The following is a 19,683-nucleotide window of genomic DNA, read 5'->3' on the forward strand; positions in this document are numbered from 1 at the left end:
GGCGCGCGGCGCGGAGCAGGCCGAGATGGACGGCCACCACCCGCAGCGGCGCGGGCGTGTCGAGATCGACGATCACCGCGCCACGCGGCTCATGCCCCGGCAGATCCAGCCGGTCGAGCCCCGCAAGACGGATCCCGGGCCGCGCCAGAAGCGCATTGCCATGCCAGCCGAGACTCACCGCACTCTGCCCGATCGGCAAAGGAGAAAGACCCGTCAACGCCGCAATCCGCTCGCGCGGCAACGCAGAGGGGCGGTCGCCGAGGCGAAAATCGGCTTCTTGCAGCGCGACGATATCGGCCTGAAGCGCGGCGATGCCCGCAAGCACCCGGTCGGCATCGCGGCGGAGGTCGGTGCCGAGGCCGGCCCGGATGTTCCAGGAGGCGACGCGCAGGCTGGGCTTGGACTCGAGATTCATCCCTCTAATATAGGGCACAGGGGCCAGACCGGGAGAAGAGTTTGCCCGCACCGTCCACCATCGTCCTGACCGCCATCCGCGCGCTTCTGGCCTTCGAGGCCGGAATCGCCCTGCTGCGCGGGGTCTGGCCCGCGGTCTTCATCACCTTGGCGGCGCTGGTGCTGACCGTGCTGCCGGGGGTTCTGGCCGGGCGGGTCGGCCTGCGCCTGCCGCCGAGCTTCCTGGCCGCTATCGGGCTTTTCGTGCTGGCGACGCTTTACCTGGGCGAGGTGCAGGATTTCTACAACCGCTTCTGGTGGTGGGACCTGGTGCTGCATTTCGGCTCGGCCATGGGCTTCGGCATCCTGGGGTTCCTGCTGGTCTTCATGCTGTTCCAGGGCGACCGCTACGCCGCGCCGCCCTGGGCGCTGGGGGTGCTGTCCTTCTGCCTGGCGATGACCGTCGGCGCGCTGTGGGAAATCTTCGAATATGCGATGGATACGCTGTTCGGCTTCAACATGATGAAGTCGGGATTGCCGGACACGATGGCCGACCTGATGGTCGACGCGGTGGGGGCGGCGCTGGCGGCAGGGGCGGGGGTGGTCTACCTTCTGGACCGGGCGGGACGGCTGGGGGCGCCTTTCGATCTGTTCATCGAGACCAACCGGACGCGGTTCCGGAAGGTCTTTGCCCGGAAGCGGCGGTAGGCAGGGCGCCCGACGGCGCCCTGCCCTGCCGGTCAAAGCGCTGCGGCGATGGTGTCCGCGATGGGCGTCGTCGGGCGGCCGATCAGGCGGCTGAGGGTGCGGCTGTCATCGGCCAGCGCGCCATGGCCCGCCTGGGCATCGCTGTCGGCGAGGATCCGGGCAAAGCCTTCGGGCAGGCCGAAGCCCTGCAGGGCCTTTGCATAATCGGCCTCTGCCATCGGCACATAGGCGACGGGCTTGCCCGCGGCCTTGGCGACGGCGGCGGCAAACTCGGCGCCGGTGTGCGCCGTATCGCCCGCCAGTTCATAGGTCTTGCCGCTATGGGCGGCATCGAGCGCCGTGACCGCGATGGCCTCGGCATAGTCCTTGCGGGCGGCGGAGTTGACCCGGCCCTCGCCCGCGGCGCCGATGATCGCGCCATGCTGGACGGCGGCACCAAGCGCGCCGATGTAGTTCTCGGTATACCAGCCGTTGCGCAGGAGGGTGGCGGGGATGCCCGCGTCACGGATCGCGGCCTCGGTGGCGATATGATCCTGCGCCAGAAGCATCGGCGAGGCGTCGCCTTTCAGGATCGAGGTATAGACCAGCCGCTTGACCCCTGCGGCCTTGGCGGCGGCGATGACCTTGCGGTGCTGCCCGGCGCGGTCGTTGAAATCGTTCGAAGAGATCAGGACCAGCGTGTCGACGCCCTTCAGCGCGGCGGGATCGGCGCTGGTGTAGTCGAAGGCGCGGGCTTCCACACCGAGGTCGGCGGCCTTGGCCGGATCGCGGACGAGGGCGACGGGGGTTGCGCCGCGGGCTTTCAGCGCGGCGATGGCGAGGCGGCCGAGATGGCCGGTGGCTCCGGTGACGGCGATGGTCATGGGTCTCTCCTGTGGTTGACGGGGAAGAGATACGCCATTACTTACGAAAAGGAAGTACGCACAATTTTGTTAGTATGGAACAGGGCCGCACAGGATGACCGGCATGGATGCACAAGAGCTGTTGGACCGCTGGCAGTTGGGCAATGTGCTGGCGGCGGATTGTCCGTCGCGGCCGGTGTTGCAGCACCTGACCAGCCGCTGGGGCACATTGGTGATGGTGGCGCTGGCGACGGGGTCGCACCGCTTTGCGGAGCTCAGGCGCAAGGTGGGGGGCGTCAGCGAGCGGATGCTGTCGCAGACGCTGAAGGATCTGGAGGCAGACGGGTTCGTGCTGCGGACCGCGCATCGGGTGGTGCCGCCGCATGTGGATTACGAGCTGACTCCGCTGGGGGTGCAGGCGGCAACGCATGTGGTGGCGCTGGCGGGCTGGATCGAGACGGCGCTGCCGGAGATCATGGCCGGGAAGGCGGCTCTGGCGGCGGAATAGCCGGTCAGCCCGTGGGAGCCGTGGGGACGCCTGCGCCGAGCAGGTCCTCCACGAAGAAGGCGGCGAACTGGGCGCGGCCCGAGACGCCGGCCTTCTGGTAGATCCGGGTCAGCTGGGCGCGCACCGTGCCCTGGGCCGCGCCGCGCAGTTCGGCGATCTCGGCCACGTCGAGGCCCTTGAGCGCGAGAAGCCCCACGTCGCGTTCGGCCGGGGTCAGGGTCCAGGTCTGGAACTGGCGGTGGATCACGTCCGAGAGTGCGCCCTGCGCCACCGCCAGCGCCCGGTCCTGGGCGCGGAGAAGCTGGACCGTGCGGTTGAGCGCGAAGGCGCCGAACACGGCGCCCAGCACCAGCGTCGCGGCGACGAAGGCCTCGAACAGGAATTGCGGCGATCCGGGATCCTCGAGCAGGTCGCCGGTCACGTCGGCGACCAGGGATACCGCTCCCAGCGTCTGGACCAGGAGGAACAGCAGAAGCACCACGATCTGACGCCGTCCGGCGGTACGGATATCAAGGCCGGAAATCATGGGCGCCGGACAACCGGGGCCGGAAGCGGATTTGCAGTCACCTGATGCACCTCTTCGCCGCTGGCGCGGGCGGGATTCGCCGCAGCCTCTGCCGATCAAAGCAGAGCCGCGGCCGGATGCAACCGCTTGCTGCACGCGGGCGGCGCCTCTTGCGCGGTGGCGCCGCTGCGGCGATATGTGGGACAAAGGGAAGGAGCCCGCGGATGGCGCTGCCGACTTCACACCAGGTGAGCTACTGGGGCATCGCCGCCCTGATCTTCTTCCTGGTGATCTTTGCGCTTAGCGATGTGCTTTTGCCCTTCATCGTCGGCGGGGCCATCGCCTATTTCCTCGACCCGGTGGCCGACCGGCTGGAGCGGGCGGGCCTTTCCCGCGCGGCGGCGACCTCGGTCATCTCGCTGGCGGCGGTGCTTCTGGTCGTGCTTCTGGTGCTGGCGGTGATCCCGACGCTGGTCAACCAGCTGACCGCGCTGGTCAATGCCGCGCCGGATATCATGAAGCGCCTGCAAGGCTTCCTGCTGGAACGCTTCCCCGACCTGGCGGATTCCACCTCGACCATCCGGCAGACGCTGGCGGAAATCGGCGTCGCCATCCAGTCGCGCGGGGCCGAGCTGGCGCAGGGGGTGCTGTCCTCGGCGCTTGGCGTCATCTCCATCGTGCTGTTCATCGTCGTGGTGCCGGTGGTGGCCTTCTACCTGCTGCTCGACTGGGACGACATGGTGGCCAAGATCGACGGGATGCTGCCGCTGGACCACGCGCCGACCATCCGCCGTCTTGCACGCGAGATCGACACGGTGCTGGCGGGCTTCGTGCGGGGGCAGGTGTCGGTCTGCCTGGCGCTGGGGACCTTCTATGCCGTGGCGCTGATGGCAGCGGGGCTGCAGTTCGGCCTGATCGTCGGGGCGATTGCCGGGGCGATCACCTTCATTCCCTATATCGGCTCGCTGGTGGGCGGGGCCCTGGCCATCGGCCTCGCGCTGTTCCAGTTCTGGGGCGACTGGGTGCAGATCGGCATCATCGCCGCGATCTTCGCCGCCGGGCAATTCATCGAGGGCAACATCCTGACCCCGCGCCTTGTCGGCAAGTCGGTGGGGCTGCATCCGGTCTGGCTTCTGTTCGCGCTGTCGGCCTTCGGCACGATCTTCGGCTTCGTCGGAATGCTGATCGCGGTGCCGGTCGCCGCCTCGATCGGCGTCCTGACCCGCTTCGCCATCGAGCGGTACCGGGCGAGCCTTCTGTACCAGGGCAAGGCCGGGGCCCCCGTCCAGACCGCCAGTTTCACCACCGCGCCCGAGGCGCCGAAGCCCCGGCGTCGCAAGGCGGCCAGATCGGACTCCAGCGCGTGATCCGCCAACTGGCCTTCGACCTGCCGGACCTTCAGGCGATGACGCGGGAGCATTTCTTCGCCGCGCCCTCGAATGCGCTGGCCTTGCAGACCGTGGAAGGCTGGCGCGACTGGCCGGGCCGCAAGCTGCTGCTCGTCGGACCCGAGGGTGCGGGGAAGACCCATCTTGCCCATATCTGGGCCGCGCTGGCCGATGCGGCGATCCTGCCCGCCGAAGGGCTGCCGGAGACGGATATCGCGGATCTGTCGGGTCGGGCGGTGGTGGTCGAGGATGCCGACCGGATCGGCGAGGCCGAGGCGCAGCTTTTCCACCTGCACAATCTGGCGACCACGACCGGCGCGCTGCTGATGACGGCCCGCACCCCGCCGCGCGACTGGGGGCTGACGCTGCCCGACCTGATCAGCCGGATGCAGGCCACCCCCATCGCGCATCTGGACAGCCCCGACGATGCGCTGCTCTCTGCCGTGCTGGTCAAGCTTTTCGCCGACCGGCAGGTCGCGGTGCCCGCGAACCTGATTCCCTACCTCGTCAGCCGGATGCCACGCTCCATCGGCGCGGCCCGTGCGCTGGTCGCGGCGCTGGATGCGCAGGCCCTGGCACTGGGGCGTCCGATCACCCGGGCGCTGGCAGGCGAGGTGCTGGACAGGCTTGATCGCGAATGAAAGACTGTCACGATACCTTCACACAAGCCGCGGCATAAGCGCGCCATGACACAGGCCGATTTCCTCCGCTCTCCCTTCCCCGCGCCGATCGAGCTGCCCTTCGCGGAAACCGCCGGGCCGGGGCGTTTCTTCAATCGCGAACTCAGCTGGCTCGCCTTCAACTGGCGTGTGCTGGAAGAGGCGGCGAACCCCGCCGTGCCGCTTCTGGAACGGCTGCGCTTCCTGTCGATCAGCGCCACCAACCTGGACGAATTCTACACCGTCCGCGTCGCGGGCCTGCGGGCCCTGGTTCGGAACGGCAACGCGACGCTGTCCGAGGATGGCCGCAGCCCGGCGGAACAATTGCAGCTGATCAACGCCGAGGCGCGGCGGCTGATGCAGACGCAGCAGACCACCTTCAACCGCCTGCGCAGGGAGATGGAGGCCGAAGGGATCAGCATCGTCGCGCGATCTAAGCTGACGGCGCGGGACCTGAAGCATCTGGAAAGCCACTTCCTGTCGAATGTCTTCCCGGTGCTTTCGCCCCTGGCCATCGACCCGGCGCATCCGTTTCCCTTCATCCCGAACACCGGCTTTTCGCTGGCCCTGGAACTGGAACGGGTATCGGACCGCCGCCAGCTGAAGGCGCTGCTGCCGATCCCGCAGCAGATTTCCCGCTTCGTCCCCCTGCCCGGGAAAGAGGGCGAGCATCGTTTCCTGCCGCTGGAAGAGCTGCTGCTTCTGCATCTGAACATGCTGTTTCCCGGCTATACCGACCGGGGCCATTGCACCTTCCGCGTGCTGCGCGACAGCGATCTCGAGGTCGAGGACGAGGCGGAAGATCTGGTGCGCGAATTCGAGACCGCGCTGAAGCGCCGCCGCCGGGGCGAGGTGATCCGGCTGAAGATGTCCGCCGGTGCGCCCGAGAGCTTGCGCGCGCTGATCATGGAAGAGCTTGCGGTCAGCGAGGACGAGGTGGTGGAGGTCAAGGGCCTTCTGGGCGTCGCCGACCTGAAGGAGCTGATCCTGCCCTCGCGCGCCGACCTGATGTGGCCGCCCTTCACCCCCCGTGTGCCGGAGAGGGTGCAGGACCACGAGGGCGACATGTTCGCGGCGATCCGGCAGAAGGACATGCTGCTGCACCATCCCTACGAGACCTTCGACATGGTCATCCGCTTCCTGCAGCAGGCGGCGACCGACCCGAACGTGCTGGCGATCAAGCAGACGCTGTATCGGACGAGCTGGGACAGCCCGATCGTCAGCGCGCTATGCGAGGCGGCCGAGAACGGCAAGTCCGTCACCGCGCTGGTGGAGCTGAAGGCCCGCTTCGACGAGGCGGCGAACATCCGGCAGTCGCGGCGACTGGAACGCGCGGGGGCGCATGTCGTCTACGGCTTCGTCAACTACAAGACCCATGCCAAGATCAGCACCGTCGTGCGGCGCGAGGGCGATCATCTGGTGACCTATACGCACTACGGCACCGGCAACTATCACCCGATCACTGCCCGCATCTACACGGACCTGTCGTTCTTCACCTGCGATGCGGCCTTGGGGCGGGATGCGACAAAGGTGTTCAACTACCTGTCGGGCTATGTGCAGCCCGAGGGGCTGGAGAATCTGGCGATCTCGCCCATCACGCTGAAGCCGCGCCTTCTGGAACTGATCGCGGCCGAGGCGGAACACGCCCGCGCCGGGCGTCCGGCGGAAATCTGGGCCAAGATGAACTCGATCATCGAATCGGACGTGATCGACGCGCTTTATGCCGCAAGCCAGGCGGGGGTGAAGATCAGTCTTGTCGTGCGCGGCATCTGCGGGCTGCGGCCCGGCGTGAAGGGGTTGAGCGAGAACATCCGGGTGAAGTCCATCGTCGGGCGGTTCCTGGAACATTCGCGCATCGTCTGCTTCGGCAACGGCCATGCACTGCCCGCCAGGAAGGCGCGGGTGTTCTTCTCCAGCGCCGACTGGATGGGCCGCAACCTGACGCGCCGGGTCGAGACCCTGGTCGAGGCGCATAACCCCACGGTCAAGAACCAGATCCTGAGCCAGATCATGGCGGCGAACCTGGCCGACGAGGCGCAGAGCTGGGTGCTGGCGCCCGATGGCAGTTATACCCGCGACCTGGGGCCGGAGGGGGCGAAGCTTTTCAACTGCCACCAGTTCTTCATGCAGAACCCCTCATTATCGGGCCGGGGCACGGCGGCGAAGGATGCGCCGCGGCTGATCGCGGTGAAGGACGACGATGCGGGCGGCGCGGCGGCGGCGGCGCCGTAAGATCGGGCAGATACCTTCGAGCAAATTATCCCGGACGGAACTTGGCGTCTCAGACGCCCGCGCCCGGATCGCGCATCAGCTGCAACCGCCCCGCGGCCGCCCGGGCGAAGGTGCGCAGCACCACCTTGCGCCGCGCGCCGGAGAGCGGCGTCTCGGGCGCCATCCGCACCACCTCGGCGTCATAGCTGTCGGCGAGGATCAGCCCGGTGTCGGGGGGCAGCAGGTCGACCGGGAAATCCGCGTCCACCGCCCAGAAGAACCGGTCGCACCAGTCGAGATAGCCCTGCCACTTGCGGTCCGCCCGATAATCCGCCCGGCCCGACTTGCATTCCACCACCCAGACCTCGCCCCTCGGCCCCAGGGCCATGACGTCGACGCGCAGGCCCGCACAGGGGATCAACTCCTCGACGCAGACGAAATCCAGCTGCCGCAGGCCCCGGCAGACGCCCCTTTGCAGGCGCTGGCCCGGCAGGGCGGGCAAGATCTCGGAAATGTTGACGGGCATGTCCATGGCACCGATCATGAACCAAAGGTGAACATCTGTCCAGCGGCGGCAGGGTTCCAAAAAGTTTCTAGAAATTTTTTGGACAGATCCGATGTTTTGCCAGACGGCTCGACAGCTTGCACCCGCCTGATCCGCGCCCTATCTTGAGCCTTGGCGGGTTCTGCTCCTCGCGTGCTGGGCCAATTTTCCAGTGGCCGATAAGCAAGCGAACGGGGGCTGGCTCTGCCCGGATCCTGGTCCGGGTATCTGGCGCCCACCTGAGACCTCTGGCTCTCGGGAAAACCCCGGCCCTCACGGTTGCTGCGGGCCCGCCACCCTAGCGCCGGGCGGGAACCTTCACCGGCACCGGGATCAGCACCGGCTCGCGCACACCGCGCCCGCCTTTCGGGCCCTCGTCCTTTTCCGCCATGCTCATGATGCGGAAGGCGAACTGGACAGCCGAGAAGATTATGCCGTTGAACACCACCAGCATCACCACCGCGATCCAGCCGATGTTCGACGCCATGACCAGATGGCCCAGCCCCGCCACGTCCAGCCAGAGAAGCCCGGTGGTGAATGCCGCCGAGAGGACGAAGCCGAGTGCGACGCTCTGGATATAAAGGCGGACGAGCTTGGGCATCGGGACCTCCGGTCTGTCACCTTGGAAGCTAGGCGGGCGGAACCGGCTTGCCAAGCCCTGCGTTGGCCTGTTGCGCGAATCCGCCGCAGGGCCGGGCTGCCGGACCGGCGGCACACAGGATGAGGAGGACCGCCGATGAAAGCCGCAGACACGCTTTACTGCATCGCCGATGACCGCAGCTTCCGCCTGCTGCGCGGGAATGGCGGGCGGATGGAGCCGATCCATGCCGCCGGAGCCGATGATTTCGCCAATGTCTCGCACGTGCTGATCGAGCCGGGGCGCAACCGCTCGGGCGGGATCAGCTTCGGGCATGAGACCGGCCGCCCGGCCGAGATCGAGCGGCCGCGGCTGGCAAAGCACATCGTCGCGGCCCTGGAGGCCGAATGGCGGAAAGGCGGCGCGGGGCGCATCGTGCTGGCCGCCGGACCGAAGATGCTGGGCGAGCTGCGCAAGGCGATGCCTAAGGCGATTGCCACAGAGATCGCGCAGGAGATCGACAAGGACCTGTCGGACATTCCCGACCAAGACCTTGCCGCGCATCTGGAGGGCTAGGTCTCCATCGCCTCCAGCTCGTCGATGAAGCCCGCGATCATGCTGAGGCCCTTGTCCCAGAATTTCGGGTCGCTGGCATCGAGGCCGAAGGGGGCGAGCAGTTCCTTGTGGTGCATCGACCCGCCCGCCTTCAGCATGGCGAAGTATTTCTCCTGGAACCCCGGCAGCCCGCCCGCATAGGCGGCATAGAGCGCGTTCACCAGCCCATCGCCGAAGGCATAGGCGTAGACGTAGAACGGCGAGTGGATGAAGTGTGGGATATAGGCCCAGAAGGTCTCATACCCGTCCATGAACTCGAAGGCATCGCCCAGCGACTGCGCCTGCACGGACATCCACAGCGCGTTGATGTCCTCCGGCGTCAACTCGCCCTCGGCGCGGGCGGCATGCAGCTTGCACTCGAAATCGTAGAAGGCGATCTGGCGGACGACGGTGTTGATCATGTCCTCGACCTTGCCGGCCAGCAGGGTCTTCTTCTCTTCCGGCGTCTGCGCCTGGTCGAGCAGTTTGCGGAAGGTCAGCATCTCGCCGAAGACGGAGGCGGTTTCGGCCAGCGTCAGGGGGGTGGAGGAGAGCAGCTCCCCCTGCCCCGCCGCCAGCACCTGATGGACGCCATGGCCCAGCTCATGCGCGAGCGTCATCACGTCGCGCGGTTTGCCGAGGTAGTTCAGCATGACGTAGGGATGCACGGTGGTCACGGTCGGGTGCGCAAAGGCCCCCGGCGCCTTGCCGGGTTTCACGCCGGCGTCGATCCAGCCCTTGTCGAAGAAGGGCGCCGCGAGGTCGGCCATCCGGGGGTCGAAGGCGGCATAGGCTTCGGTCACGGTCTTCCGCGCCTCGGCCCAGTCCACCGTGCGCGGGGTCTCGGTCGGCAAGGGCGCGTTGCGGTCCCAGACCTGCAGCTTGTCGAGGCCCATCCATTTGGCCTTCAGCCGGTAGTAGCGGTGCGAGAGCTTCGGATAGGCCGCGACCACGGCATTGCGCAAAGCCTCGACCACTTCGGGCTCCACATGGTTCGACAGGTGCCGCCCGGTCTGCGGGGTGGGCATCTTGCGCCAGCGGTCGTGGATTTCCTTTTCCTTGGCCAGAGTGTTGTGGATGCGGGTAAAAAGCTTGATGTTGCGGTCGAACACGCCCGCCAGCGCATGAGCCGCCGCCTCGCGCCGCGACCGGACGGGGTCGCTGAGCAGGTTCAGCGTGGCTTCGAGGTTCAGCTCCTCCGGCTCGCCTTCGACGCTGAACATCAGCCCGGCCATGGTCTCGTCAAAGAGCTTGTTCCAGGCGCTGGCGCCGACGACGCTTTCGTCATGCAGGAACTTTTCCAGCTCGTCCGACAGCTGGTGCGGCCGCATCGCGCGCATCCGGTCGAAGACCGGCTTGTAGCGGGCGAGGTCGGCGTTGTCGGCCATCAGACGGGCGAGGTGATCATCGTCCAGCCGGTTGAACTCGAGCGAGAAGAACACCAGCGGCGTGGTGGCATTGGTCACCTTGTCCTGCGCATTGCCCATGAACTGCGCGCGCTCGGGGTCGATGGTGTTCTGGTAATAGCGCAGGCCCGCATAGGACATGAGCCGCCCGGCGATCACCTCGATCCGTTCATATTCCTGCACGCAGGCGAGGAGTCCCGCCGCATCCTGCCGCCCGAGGCGCCCCTCGTAGGTCTTGGCGAAAGCGGCGCAGGCGCGTTCCAGCTCGGCCATATCGGCGGCGAATTCCGGGCCGTCGGCGGAAGGGTAGAGATCGGTCAGGTCCCAGTCCGGCAGGTTGCCGAACCCGCCCCCCGAGGCATTGGCGTCGAAAACGGGCTGGGGCAGGTCAAGGGTCATCGCGATCTCCGGCAAATGGTCAGTGTCATCTATGCTGCGGGCGGCTCCGGGAAAAGCCCCGGACACCTCCTCGTGCGCCTTCGGCTTCTCGTCGTGATGCGCCACCAGCGAGGAGGGCCGAAGGCATCGACGAGCGGCGCGTCAGATCTCGACCGCGACCTCGTAGACCCGGTCCATCATCGCCTGCGTCCCGCGGACGAATTCCAGCGGGCAGGGATAGGGCACCCCTTCGCGCACCGTCCGTCCGAAGGCCTCGACCTGCAGCTTGTACTGGTTCGCCGTCGGGAAGCGTTCCACCGTCACCCGGTTGCCGTTCTGGTGCAGTTCCACCTCGGCCAGGTCGTTGACATTGGCGTTGAACGGGCCGCCCTCGAGCCGGATCATGCCCTTGGTGCCCTGGAAGGTCGCGACCTGCCGGTTGTACATCCGCATCGAGGTCATCGAGCCATAGGTGAAGCGGCCCACATGCGGTTTCTTCGGCGGCCCCTCCATCGTGGCCGCGACCTGGGCGAAGGTATCGACACCGTTGTCGCGGTGGATGCGGGCCGAGATATCCACCGGCTCGGCCCCGGTGACGAAGCGCATCGAGCCGAAGGTGTAGACGCCGATGTCGCGAAGCGAGCCGCCGCCCGCGTCGGGCCGGTTGCGGATGTTGTCGAGGTCGGTGAGGTTGAAGCTGAAGGCCACGTCGGCATGGACCAGATCGCCGATCTCGCCCGCCTCCAGCCATTCCTTCGCGCGCTGCCATTGCGGGTGGTGGACGATCATGTAGGCCTCGGCGGCCAGAAGCCTGGTCCGGTCGCGGGCGGCGATGATCTGGTCGATCTCGCGCGCCTTCAGCGCGATGGGCTTTTCGGTCAGCACATGCTTGCCCGCCGCGAGGCATTTCAGGGTCCATTCCACATGCATGTGGTTTGGGAGCGGGATGTAGACCGCGTCAATGGACGGGTCGGCGAGCAGCGCGTCATAGGTCGAATGCACGGTCAGGGACGGGCAGAAGGCCCGGAACCCCTCGGCCTTGGCCGGGTCCGAGGTCGCCAGCGCGGCAAGCTCGGCCCCTTCGGCGGCATGGATCGCAGGTGCCATGTGCTCGCGTGCGAAGCGGGCCGCGCCCAACACACCCCATCTGACTGGCTTCATGTCATCCTCCGCTGGTGATCGCCGCCACTAGGGCAGGTTTTGCGGCAAGCTTCAACCCGGGTAGACAGCGCGAAGGGTCAACCCAGGCCCGGCTTGCGCAGGCTGCGGATGGCCAGCCACAGCACCCCCGCCAGATAGCCCAGACACAGGATCAGGAGCGTGGTCCAGGGATAGGTGAGAAGCGCCGCCACCACCACCACCGCGCCGACCAGCGCATAGCGGACGAGTTCGGTGGCGATGGTGATCCGCTTCAGGGAGGGCGTGCGCACCCGGCTGATCATCAGCGCGCCGATCGCCACCATCCAGCCCGCGACCAGCACCGGCGGCAGGTGCAGGACATGGTTGGTCGCGTTCGACAGATACAGCGGCGACAGCACCAGAAGCGCCCCGGCAGGCGAGGGCACGCCGATGAAGCTGGTCTTCTCGGCCGCCTCGCCCAGGCTGACCCTGCTGCCGACGTTGAACCGCGCAAGGCGCAACATGCAGCAGACGGCATAGACCAGCACGGCGATCCAGCCGAGGCTCGTCTCGGGGCGCAGGCCCCAGAGGTAGAGGACCAGCGCCGGAGTCACGCCGAAATTGACGAAGTCGCACAGGCTATCGAGTTCCGCCCCGATGGCACTTTCCGATTTCAGCATCCGCGCGAGGCGACCGTCCAGCCCGTCCAGCGCCGCCGCGACGCCGATCAGCAGCACGGCCAGGGTGAAGTTGCCCGCGATGGCATAGCGGATCGCGGTCAGTCCCGCACAAAGCGCCATGATCGAGACCAGGTTCGGAAGAAGCTTCAGGACCAGAAGCTCGCGCGGGGCCTCGTCGGGGCGGCGCGCCATCGGCTATTCCACCCGTGCCGCGCGGGCGGGCGCGTCCTGGCCGATCAGGGCAATCACCGATTCCCCGGCGACCATCGTCTGGCCCAGCGCAACCTGCGGATGCACGCCTTCGGGCAGGTAGACATCGAGCCGCGAGCCGAAGCGGATGAGGCCGAAACGCTCGCCGGTGCGGACCATGTCGCCCGGCTTCTTCCAGCAGAGGATCCGCCGCGCGACCAGCCCGGCGATCTGCACCACCGCGATCCTGCGGCCGTCCGCCATCTCGATGGCCAGTGCGTTGCGCTCGTTCTCCTCGGATGCCTTGTCGAGCGAGGCATTGAAGAATTTCCCCTGCCGATAGGCCACCGCCGTCACCCGTCCCGCAATCGGCGCGCGATTCACATGGCAGTTGAAGACCGACATGAAGACCGAGACGCGGACCAGCGGCTCGGGGCCCAGCCCCAGCTCGGCCGGGGGCACGGCGCGTTCGATCAGGCTGACGACGCCATCGGCGGGGCTGACCAGCAGGCCCGCATTTTCCGGCACCGCACGTTTCGGGTCGCGGAAGAAGTAGTAGCACCAGAGCGTGAGCCCCAGACCTAGCCAGCCCAAAGGATCCCAGATCCAGAACAGGATGGCGGTGACGACAGCGAAGGCCGCCACGAACTTGATGCCCTCGGGGTGCATCGGCTTGATGACGGTGTCGATCATTCTCATGGCGCGGGTTTATCCGGCTGAAGGGCTTTGGGCAAATCAAAAACCCGATTCCGGGACCGCCACGAAGGTCCCGCGGTCAGACTGCCCCGGTGCGGGCGGCAAAGACCTCTTTCGCGGCAAAAAGCCCGTTCAGGGCGGCGGGAAAGCCGGCATAGACCGCCATCTGCATCAGGATCTCGACGATCTCCTCGCGGGCAAGGCCCACGTTCAGCCCACCCTCGATATGCACCTTCAACTGCGCCGGGGCGGTGCCCAGCGCGGCCAGCGCTGCGATGGTGGCGATCTCGCGGTCGCGCAGACCCAGCCCGGGGCGGGCATAGATATCGCCGAAGGGGAACTCGAACAGCAGGTCCGCGAAGTCCGGCGCGATCCCGGCCAGCGCCTCAACCACGCGATGCCCGGCTTCGCCGTCGATGCGATCCAGCAGCGCCTGCCCGCGTGCCCTGCGGTCCGGGATCGAAGTTTCGCTCTTGGTCATTCGGGGGCCTCCGTTGGTTCCGGCCGCGCATAGCCGGCGATCTTGGTATCCAGCGCCTGCAGGGCAGCCTGCATCTCGGCCATCCGCGCCAGCACTCGCGCGCGGTGGGCCTCAAGGAGTGTCCGGCGCTCGACTGCCGTTGCCGGGCCTGCGGCGCGCAGGCGGGCAGCGGCTCATCTCGGCCAAGGGCATCCCGGTCACTTTCAGCCTGCCGAGGAAGGCGAGCCAGACCAGGGCGGCGGCGTCATAATCCCGCCGGCCCCCGGCATCGCGTGGTGTGGGCGGCAAAAGGCCGATCCGTTCATCGTAGCGCAGGGTGTCGACGGCGACGCCCGCGCGGCGGCTCAACTCTCCGATCTTCATCTGCACCCTCCTGCGTTCCTCAAGCGTTACTTGCTGGAGCACGCTTCAGGTCAAGCCAAAAGAAAGGCACCCCGAAGGGCGCCTTTCCACCTGCTGTCGGGCCGGGTTCAGGCCGGGATCGCCATGCCCTTGCCCTTGGCCAGCTCGCGCATCCGGGCCTGCAGCTTTTCGAAGGCGCGGACCTCGATCTGGCGGATACGCTCGCGGCTGACGCCGTAGCTTTCCGACAGCTCCTCCAGCGTCACCGGGTCGTCGGCCAGCCGACGCTGCATCAGCACGTCCTTCTCGCGATCGTTCAGCACGGCCATCGCCTGCACCAGAAGCGCACGGCGGGCGTCCAGCTCGTCCTTTTCCTCATAGGCCTCGGCCTGGTCGGAATCTTCATCCTCCAGCCAGTCCTGCCACTGGGTCGAGCTGTCACCGTCCGACCCGACCGTCGCGTTCAGCGACGCGTCAGAGCCCGAGAGCCGCCGGTTCATGTCGATGACTTCCGCCTCCGTCACCGACAGGTCCTTCGCGATCTGGGCCACGTTCTCGGGCCGCAGGTCGCCCTCTTCCAGCGCGCCGACCTTGGCCTTGGCCTTGCGCAGGTTGAAGAACAGCTTCTTCTGCGCGCTGGTGGTGCCAAGCTTCACCAGCGACCACGACCGCAGGATGTATTCCTGGATGCTCGCGCGGATCCACCACATCGCGTAGGTGGCCAGCCGGAAGCCCTTCTCCGGATCGAAGCGTTTCACCGCCTGCATCAGGCCGACGTTGGCCTCGGAGATCACTTCTGCTTGAGGCAGGCCGTAGCCGCGATAGCCCATGGCGATCTTGGCGGCGAGGCGCAGGTGGCTCGTCACCATCTGGTGCGCGGCGTTGGCGTCCTGATGGTCGACCCAGCGTTTCGCCAGCATGTATTCCTGTTCCGGCTCCAAGAGCGGGAACTTGCGGATTTCCTGAAGATACCGGTTCAAGCCCTGTTCCGGGCTCGGCGCGGGAAGGTTGGTGTAGGTGCTCATCGTGCCCCCTGTTCTGTCCGGTGCGTCAGCGCCCCCGGGAAGGTGATAACCTAAAGTAACCGCAATCCCGATGCAAGCGCCTTCTGCCAGCGAAGCCTTAACGCCAAGTGTAACGCTTCCTGTCGCGCAGAAGGCTTTGCAACAGGCGGGTCACGCGAATGTCAGGGGGAGGGCCCCGCTCGTTTCAGATCGCCACCCTCTCGCCCAGTTCGACCACGCGGTCGCGCGGCAGGTGGTAGAAGTCGGTCGGGTCCGCCGCCATCCGCGACAGGGCGACATAGACGCGGTCCATCAGAAGCTCCAACCCCTGCCCGGTCGCCACCGCCCGCCTGCGGCCGAGGAAGAAGGTCGAGGCCATCACGTCGAACTTCAGCCCCGCCGCCCGGGCATGGGCCATCGCCCGGCTGACGTTCGGCGTCTCCATGAAGCCGAAGCGCAGGATGACCCGGATGAAGCAGCCGCCCAGGGGTTCAACGCTGGCACGCTCGTCGGCGGTGGCATAGGGCACGCGCAGGGTCTCGACCGTCAGAAGCGCGGTCTGTTCGTGCAACACCCGGTTATGCTTGATGTTGTGCAGAAGCGCCGAGGGCACGATCCCCGGATCGCCGGTCAGGAAGAAGGCGGTGCCGGGGATCACGTTGACGCTGGACCCGCGCATCATCCGCACGAAGTTCGGCACCGTGATCGCAAGTTTCAGCACCCGCGACCGCACCGCTTGGGTGCCGCGCCACCAGGCCCACATGATGAAGCCAAGCACGATGGCGATGATCACCGGCACATAGCCGCCGTCATGCAGCTTGGCGAGGTTCGAGGCCAGGAACACCAGCTCCACCGCCAGGAAGGGCGCGACGACCAGCCCGACCATCGGCGCGCGAAGCCGACCGGTCCGCAGCAGGTACAGCCCCGCCAGGATCGTGGTCAGCACCATCGTTCCCGTCACCGCGATGCCATAGGCCGAGGCGAGCGCGCTGGACGATCCGAAGGCCACCACCAGCCACAGCACGCCCACCAGCAGCAGCCAGTTCACCGCGCCGATGTAGATCTGCCCGCTTTGCCCCTCGGCCGTGTGGCGGATGCGCAGGCGCGGCAGGAAGCCCAGCTGGATCGCGCCCCGCGCCATGGAAAACGCCCCGGTGATCACCGCCTGGCTGGCGATGACCGTGGCCGCGGTGGCAAGCAGCACCAGAACGGGCAGCAAGGCCTCCGGCGCAAGGCCGAAGAAGCTCTCGTCGGCCATGGCGGGGTTGCCGAGCACCATCGCCCCCTGTCCCAGATAGTTCAGCAGAAGCGCAGGCAGGACCAGCGCGAACCAGGCCAGCATGATCGGTCGCCGCCCGAAATGGCCAAGGTCGGCATACAGCGCCTCGCCTCCGGTCACGGCCAGGAAGACCGCCCCCAGCACCACGAAGGCCACGCCGGGATGCTGCAGCAGGAACCCCAGGCCCCAGGTCGGACTGAAGGCGCGCAACACCTCGGGCGCGTCGGCGATATGCAAGAGGCCCAGCCCCGCCAGCACCAGGAACCACAGCACGCAGACCGGGCCGAAGAACATCGCCACCCGCGCCGTGCCCGTCCGCTGCACGGCGAAAAGCGCAAGGATGATGCCCAGCGTGACCGGCAGGATCCAGGCGGTCATGCCCGGCAGGATCAGCGCGCTGCCCTCGACCGCCGACAGCACCGAAATCGCCGGGGTGATCGCGGCATCCCCGGCAAAGAGCGCGGCCCCGGACAGCGCCAGGAGCAGGACCGGGATCGACCGCCGCCCCGCCGCCAGCCGCACCAGCGTGTAAAGCGCAAGGATGCCGCCCTCGCCCCGGTTGTCGGCGCGCAAGAGGAAGAAGACGTATTTCACCGTGACGATCAGGATCAGCGTCCAGATCAGCAGCGACAGGATGCCCAGAACCTCGGGCGCCCCCGGCACCGCCGCGCCGGTCGCCCGCAGCGCTTCGCGGAAGGCATAGATCGGCGAGGTGCCGATATCGCCGTACACCACCCCGATCGCGCCCAGAGTCAGCGCGGCGACGCCATGCCGGTGCGTCTCGTCGGTGTGAATGTCATCTGCGCCGATCTCGGATTTGAGATAGTCGGCGATGTCGAGCGCTTCCTCGTCGAAAAGCGGCAAGGGGGGCTGGTCGCCCCGCGCAATCGGGTCGTGAATCATGGCTCACCCTTGGGTGTTGATCCTGATGGGATGTGGGGTTGAGGGTCGGCTTGCCCGGAGCGGGAAGGCCGCAGCGGCGGCAGTTTTCCGATCCGGCTCCCTCCTGGCAGGAGGGGTGCGCTGTGGCTCCGATGCCGAAGCCGACTCACGCGGCTGGCTCTGGCACCACGATACGCCGGTAACATTCTCGTGGCAATATGCCGCACCTGCGAAGGGCGGGAAAGGACCGCGCCGACAGCCGGGACGGCCCCTCCCGGGACCGCCCCGCCCCTCTCAGCCCTGGTTGTCGTGCTGCGCCCGGACCGACAGCCGCCCGAGGCGCGAGATGCGATAGGGGCCGCCGCCCTCCGAGGCGATCAGCCGCTTGCGCCGCAGGCGCTGGAAGATGTCCAGCGTGCAGTCCGACAGGATGAGCCCGTCGCGGGTGACGCAGAGGATGTCGTCGACCTTGTTGCCATGGTTGCGAGTATGATCGATGCGCCCGCCAAGGGCGAGGACGTGCAGCACGCGCTGCTCGTTCCGAGAGATGTTCATTGGAGATTCCGAAGCCAGTCGCCATGCCAGACCGGACGAAGGCCAAAGCGCTTCGTCGGCCGTTCATGTCCCGCAAGGCCCCTGGATCAGGGGCGGGGGACGTCAGCGGGCTGCCACAATTCCTGGCATGAGGCGCACTCCGGGGGCCGACAGGGCCCGTGCGGGGCGGCTTATAGAGCCAGGCCCTTCAGGCCGCAAGCTGTGACTCAGGACGCTGATCACGCGGCACGGTTAGGAAGCGGTTAGTGTCCACAGCCAAGACATTGATTTTGCTCGGGTCGAAAACCTGCCCACCGTGGACAGGCTCGCTCACCCGGTCCGAAGCGCCGCGATCAGCCCGGCCATGTCGGCGGGAAGCGGCGAGGTGAACTCCAGCCTTTCCCCCGTCACCGGATGGTCGAACCCCAGCGTCGCCGCATGCAGCGCCTGCCGGGGGAAGCTGTTCCCGACCACCGCCCCCTGCCCCAGCGCCGCCCCGAGCCGCTTCTTGCCGCCATAGGTCTGGTCCCCCACCAGCCCATGCCCGGCATAGGCCAGGTGGACCCGGATCTGATGCGTCCGCCCCGTCTCCAGCCAGCAGTCGACCAGCGCCGCCTGGTCGGCGAAGGCCTCGACCACCCGGGCGCGGGTAACGGCGTGGCGGCCGCTTTCCCAGACCACCGCCTGCCTTTGCCGGTCGGTCTTGTGGCGGGCCAGATGGGTGGCGATCCGCAGGATGCCCGCCGCTTCGAAGCTGATCCCCTTCAGCCCCCGCAGCCGGGGATCGGTGCCGGACGGCACGCCATGGACCACCGCCAGATAGTGCCGGTTGACCGAGTGATCCTCGAACTGCCGGGCGAGACCGTGATGCGCGCGGTCGGACTTGGCCACGACCAGCAGACCCGAGGTATCCTTGTCGATCCGGTGCACGATCCCCGGCCGCCGCTCGCCCCCGATCCCGGAGAGGGTATCGCCGCAGTGGTGGAGAAGCGCGTTGACCAGCGTCCCCGAGGGCGAGCCGGGGGCGGGGTGGACGACCATGCCCGCGGGCTTGTCGATGACGATGAGGTCGGCATCCTCCCAGACGACCGAAAGAGGAATATCCTCGGGCAGGGTCGCGACCTCGACCGCCGGGTCGAGGCGCAGGATGTAGACCTCGCCCCCGGCCACCTTAGCCTTGGGGTCGGTCACGGCGACCCCCTCACGGAAGACCGCCCCCTCGGCGATCATCCGCATCAGGCGTGAACGCGAGAGCGCGGCTTCTTCTGGCACCGCAGCGGCAAGCGCCTTATCAAGGCGGCCGGGCGCATCCTCGCCGATGGTCACGACCAGCGACCCGTCCCCGTCCTCGAAAGGCTCATCCATGTCCGGTCCCGCCCCGACTGTCCTCACGCCCGATGCCCCCGATGCATCCCTGCCGCCCAGCCTGCGGCTTCTGAAATGGCTGGTCATCCTGCTGACGCTGTCGATGATCGGCGGTGTCATAACCGTGGTCTGGCTGATTGTCACCCGGATGCCCGCAACCTTTGCCCCCCTGGCCCCCGGCGTGCCTGAGGCCATCGCCCTGCCCGAGGGCAGGAAGGCCGCCGCCGTGACCTTCGGCCAGGGCTGGATCGCCGTCGTCACCACCGACGACCACATCCTGATCTTCGGCGCGGATGGCAGCCTGAGGCAGGAGGTCGCGATTTCCCCTGCGCCGGGGCCTTGACCGGCAGCGCAGCCTTGGGGCTACTGTCGGGACGATGGCTCAACTTTCCGGTGCAG

At 67.4% G+C, this 19,683-nt stretch carries 22 protein-coding genes; 7 read left to right on the plus strand and 15 right to left on the minus strand.

Features of this window, described 5'->3' with window-relative positions; all coding sequences use genetic code 11:
* On the minus strand, positions 1-415 hold a 415-nt coding region (locus V7Q39_RS07340; protein WP_333815905.1), incomplete at its 3' end, for an endonuclease/exonuclease/phosphatase family protein.
* A gap of 41 nt (positions 416-456) precedes the next feature.
* Here V7Q39_RS07340 and V7Q39_RS07345 point away from each other — a divergent pair.
* Positions 457-1,101, plus strand: a complete 645-nt coding sequence (locus V7Q39_RS07345; protein WP_333815906.1) for a hypothetical protein — start codon at positions 457-459, stop codon at positions 1,099-1,101.
* A 32-nt stretch (positions 1,102-1,133) separates the two neighbouring features.
* On the opposite strand, the gene V7Q39_RS07350 is transcribed toward V7Q39_RS07345, so the two are convergent.
* On the minus strand, positions 1,134-1,964 hold the full coding sequence (locus V7Q39_RS07350) for an SDR family oxidoreductase (protein ID WP_333815907.1): 831 nt from the start codon (positions 1,962-1,964) through the stop codon (positions 1,134-1,136).
* 103 nt (positions 1,965-2,067) lie between these two features.
* Here V7Q39_RS07350 and V7Q39_RS07355 point away from each other — a divergent pair, with 103 nt between their 5' ends.
* Positions 2,068-2,451 carry a winged helix-turn-helix transcriptional regulator gene (locus V7Q39_RS07355; RefSeq protein WP_333815908.1) on the plus strand — a complete coding sequence of 128 codons (384 nt, stop codon included), beginning with the start codon at positions 2,068-2,070 and terminating at the stop codon, positions 2,449-2,451.
* A gap of 4 nt (positions 2,452-2,455) precedes the next feature.
* Here the strand turns inward: V7Q39_RS07355 and V7Q39_RS07360 are convergent, their stop codons facing one another.
* On the minus strand, positions 2,456-2,977 hold the full coding sequence (locus V7Q39_RS07360) for a helix-turn-helix transcriptional regulator (RefSeq protein WP_333815909.1): 522 nt from the start codon (positions 2,975-2,977) through the stop codon (positions 2,456-2,458).
* A gap of 203 nt (positions 2,978-3,180) precedes the next feature.
* Between V7Q39_RS07360 and V7Q39_RS07365 the strand changes: the two genes are divergently transcribed.
* The 3 genes from V7Q39_RS07365 to V7Q39_RS07375 are packed head-to-tail and all read left to right on the plus strand — an operon-like array spanning position 3,181 to position 7,235.
* A complete protein-coding gene (locus V7Q39_RS07365; RefSeq protein WP_333815910.1) occupies positions 3,181-4,323 on the plus strand; it encodes an AI-2E family transporter in 1,143 nt (380 codons plus the stop codon).
* The gene (locus V7Q39_RS07370; protein WP_333815911.1) at positions 4,320-4,985 is read left to right on the plus strand and encodes a chromosomal replication initiator DnaA; all 666 of its coding nucleotides are present in this window, start codon (positions 4,320-4,322) and stop codon (positions 4,983-4,985) included. The genes V7Q39_RS07365 and V7Q39_RS07370 overlap by 4 nt, the downstream gene beginning before the upstream one ends.
* A gap of 45 nt (positions 4,986-5,030) precedes the next feature.
* Positions 5,031-7,235 (plus strand): RNA degradosome polyphosphate kinase, encoded by a 2,205-nt coding sequence (locus V7Q39_RS07375; RefSeq protein WP_333815912.1) that lies wholly within the window; start codon positions 5,031-5,033, stop codon positions 7,233-7,235.
* 49 nt (positions 7,236-7,284) lie between these two features.
* Here V7Q39_RS07375 and V7Q39_RS07380 read toward each other — a convergent pair whose 3' ends face one another.
* Positions 7,285-7,758: an MmcB family DNA repair protein gene (locus V7Q39_RS07380; RefSeq protein ID WP_333815913.1), complete on the minus strand. Its 474-nt coding sequence runs from the start codon at positions 7,756-7,758 to the stop codon at positions 7,285-7,287.
* Positions 7,759-8,056: 298 nt separating this feature from the next.
* Complete coding sequence (locus tag V7Q39_RS07385) at positions 8,057-8,359, minus strand: hypothetical protein (protein ID WP_333815914.1); 303 nt, start codon at positions 8,357-8,359, stop codon at positions 8,057-8,059.
* A gap of 135 nt (positions 8,360-8,494) precedes the next feature.
* On the opposite strand from V7Q39_RS07385, the gene V7Q39_RS07390 reads away from it, so the two are divergent.
* On the plus strand, positions 8,495-8,911 hold the full coding sequence (locus tag V7Q39_RS07390; RefSeq protein ID WP_333815915.1) for a host attachment protein: 417 nt from the start codon (positions 8,495-8,497) through the stop codon (positions 8,909-8,911).
* On the opposite strand, the gene V7Q39_RS07395 is transcribed toward V7Q39_RS07390, so the two are convergent.
* From V7Q39_RS07395 to V7Q39_RS07440, 10 genes are all read right to left on the minus strand, one after another.
* On the minus strand, positions 8,908-10,734 hold the full coding sequence (locus V7Q39_RS07395) for a M3 family oligoendopeptidase (RefSeq protein WP_333815916.1): 1,827 nt from the start codon (positions 10,732-10,734) through the stop codon (positions 8,908-8,910). The two genes, V7Q39_RS07390 and V7Q39_RS07395, sit on opposite strands and share 4 nt — an antisense overlap.
* Positions 10,735-10,875: 141 nt before the next feature.
* A complete protein-coding gene (locus V7Q39_RS07400; RefSeq protein WP_333815917.1) occupies positions 10,876-11,874 on the minus strand; it encodes a Gfo/Idh/MocA family protein in 999 nt (332 codons plus the stop codon).
* Between the two features lie 77 nt (positions 11,875-11,951).
* Positions 11,952-12,704: a CDP-diacylglycerol--serine O-phosphatidyltransferase gene (gene pssA / locus V7Q39_RS07405; protein ID WP_333815918.1), complete on the minus strand. Its 753-nt coding sequence runs from the start codon at positions 12,702-12,704 to the stop codon at positions 11,952-11,954.
* A 3-nt stretch (positions 12,705-12,707) separates the two neighbouring features.
* On the minus strand, positions 12,708-13,400 hold the full coding sequence (locus V7Q39_RS07410) for a phosphatidylserine decarboxylase (RefSeq protein ID WP_333815919.1): 693 nt from the start codon (positions 13,398-13,400) through the stop codon (positions 12,708-12,710).
* Between the two features lie 76 nt (positions 13,401-13,476).
* Entirely contained in the window at positions 13,477-13,878 is a 402-nt protein-coding gene (locus tag V7Q39_RS07415) for a carboxymuconolactone decarboxylase family protein (RefSeq protein WP_333815920.1), read from the minus strand.
* 111 nt (positions 13,879-13,989) lie between these two features.
* Positions 13,990-14,241 carry a MerR family DNA-binding transcriptional regulator gene (locus V7Q39_RS07420; protein ID WP_333815921.1) on the minus strand — a complete coding sequence of 84 codons (252 nt, stop codon included), beginning with the start codon at positions 14,239-14,241 and terminating at the stop codon, positions 13,990-13,992.
* A gap of 107 nt (positions 14,242-14,348) precedes the next feature.
* Positions 14,349-15,245: an RNA polymerase sigma factor RpoH gene (gene rpoH / locus V7Q39_RS07425; RefSeq protein WP_333815922.1), complete on the minus strand. Its 897-nt coding sequence runs from the start codon at positions 15,243-15,245 to the stop codon at positions 14,349-14,351.
* A gap of 184 nt (positions 15,246-15,429) precedes the next feature.
* On the minus strand, positions 15,430-17,406 hold the full coding sequence (locus tag V7Q39_RS07430) for a potassium transporter Kup (RefSeq protein WP_333815923.1): 1,977 nt from the start codon (positions 17,404-17,406) through the stop codon (positions 15,430-15,432).
* Positions 17,407-17,679: 273 nt separating this feature from the next.
* Positions 17,680-17,940: a YjhX family toxin gene (locus V7Q39_RS07435; protein WP_333815924.1), complete on the minus strand. Its 261-nt coding sequence runs from the start codon at positions 17,938-17,940 to the stop codon at positions 17,680-17,682.
* A gap of 309 nt (positions 17,941-18,249) precedes the next feature.
* Positions 18,250-19,284 (minus strand): RluA family pseudouridine synthase, encoded by a 1,035-nt coding sequence (locus V7Q39_RS07440; protein WP_333815925.1) that lies wholly within the window; start codon positions 19,282-19,284, stop codon positions 18,250-18,252.
* Here V7Q39_RS07440 and V7Q39_RS07445 point away from each other — a divergent pair.
* The gene (locus tag V7Q39_RS07445) at positions 19,283-19,627 is read left to right on the plus strand and encodes a DUF6476 family protein (protein WP_333815926.1); all 345 of its coding nucleotides are present in this window, start codon (positions 19,283-19,285) and stop codon (positions 19,625-19,627) included. The genes V7Q39_RS07440 and V7Q39_RS07445 overlap by 2 nt on opposite strands.
* The last annotated feature ends 56 nt before the right edge of the window (positions 19,628-19,683 follow it).

The organism is Tabrizicola sp. (genome assembly GCF_036781545.1).
Lineage (GTDB): Bacteria > Pseudomonadota > Alphaproteobacteria > Rhodobacterales > Rhodobacteraceae > Tabrizicola.

Excerpts from the sequence above, each read along its gene's own strand:
- V7Q39_RS07350 (WP_333815907.1), bottom strand. The coding sequence starts at position 1,964 with ATGACCATCGCCGTCACCGGAGCCACCGGCCATCTCGGCCGCCTCGCC.
- V7Q39_RS07355 (WP_333815908.1), top strand. The coding sequence starts at position 2,068 with ATGGATGCACAAGAGCTGTTGGACCGCTGGCAGTTGGGCAATGTGCTG.
- V7Q39_RS07360 (WP_333815909.1), bottom strand. The coding sequence starts at position 2,977 with ATGATTTCCGGCCTTGATATCCGTACCGCCGGACGGCGTCAGATCGTG.
- V7Q39_RS07365 (WP_333815910.1), top strand. The coding sequence starts at position 3,181 with ATGGCGCTGCCGACTTCACACCAGGTGAGCTACTGGGGCATCGCCGCC.
- V7Q39_RS07375 (WP_333815912.1), top strand. The coding sequence starts at position 5,031 with ATGACACAGGCCGATTTCCTCCGCTCTCCCTTCCCCGCGCCGATCGAG.
- V7Q39_RS07380 (WP_333815913.1), bottom strand. The coding sequence starts at position 7,758 with ATGATCGGTGCCATGGACATGCCCGTCAACATTTCCGAGATCTTGCCC.
- V7Q39_RS07385 (WP_333815914.1), bottom strand. The coding sequence starts at position 8,359 with ATGCCCAAGCTCGTCCGCCTTTATATCCAGAGCGTCGCACTCGGCTTC.
- V7Q39_RS07390 (WP_333815915.1), top strand. The coding sequence starts at position 8,495 with ATGAAAGCCGCAGACACGCTTTACTGCATCGCCGATGACCGCAGCTTC.
- V7Q39_RS07395 (WP_333815916.1), bottom strand. The coding sequence starts at position 10,734 with ATGACCCTTGACCTGCCCCAGCCCGTTTTCGACGCCAATGCCTCGGGG.
- V7Q39_RS07400 (WP_333815917.1), bottom strand. The coding sequence starts at position 11,874 with ATGAAGCCAGTCAGATGGGGTGTGTTGGGCGCGGCCCGCTTCGCACGC.
- pssA (WP_333815918.1), bottom strand. The coding sequence starts at position 12,704 with ATGGCGCGCCGCCCCGACGAGGCCCCGCGCGAGCTTCTGGTCCTGAAG.
- V7Q39_RS07410 (WP_333815919.1), bottom strand. The coding sequence starts at position 13,400 with ATGAGAATGATCGACACCGTCATCAAGCCGATGCACCCCGAGGGCATC.
- V7Q39_RS07415 (WP_333815920.1), bottom strand. The coding sequence starts at position 13,878 with ATGACCAAGAGCGAAACTTCGATCCCGGACCGCAGGGCACGCGGGCAG.
- V7Q39_RS07420 (WP_333815921.1), bottom strand. The coding sequence starts at position 14,241 with ATGAAGATCGGAGAGTTGAGCCGCCGCGCGGGCGTCGCCGTCGACACC.
- rpoH (WP_333815922.1), bottom strand. The coding sequence starts at position 15,245 with ATGAGCACCTACACCAACCTTCCCGCGCCGAGCCCGGAACAGGGCTTG.
- V7Q39_RS07430 (WP_333815923.1), bottom strand. The coding sequence starts at position 17,406 with ATGATTCACGACCCGATTGCGCGGGGCGACCAGCCCCCCTTGCCGCTT.
- V7Q39_RS07435 (WP_333815924.1), bottom strand. The coding sequence starts at position 17,940 with ATGAACATCTCTCGGAACGAGCAGCGCGTGCTGCACGTCCTCGCCCTT.
- V7Q39_RS07445 (WP_333815926.1), top strand. The coding sequence starts at position 19,283 with ATGTCCGGTCCCGCCCCGACTGTCCTCACGCCCGATGCCCCCGATGCA.
- V7Q39_RS07440 (WP_333815925.1), bottom strand. The coding sequence starts at position 19,284 with ATGGATGAGCCTTTCGAGGACGGGGACGGGTCGCTGGTCGTGACCATC.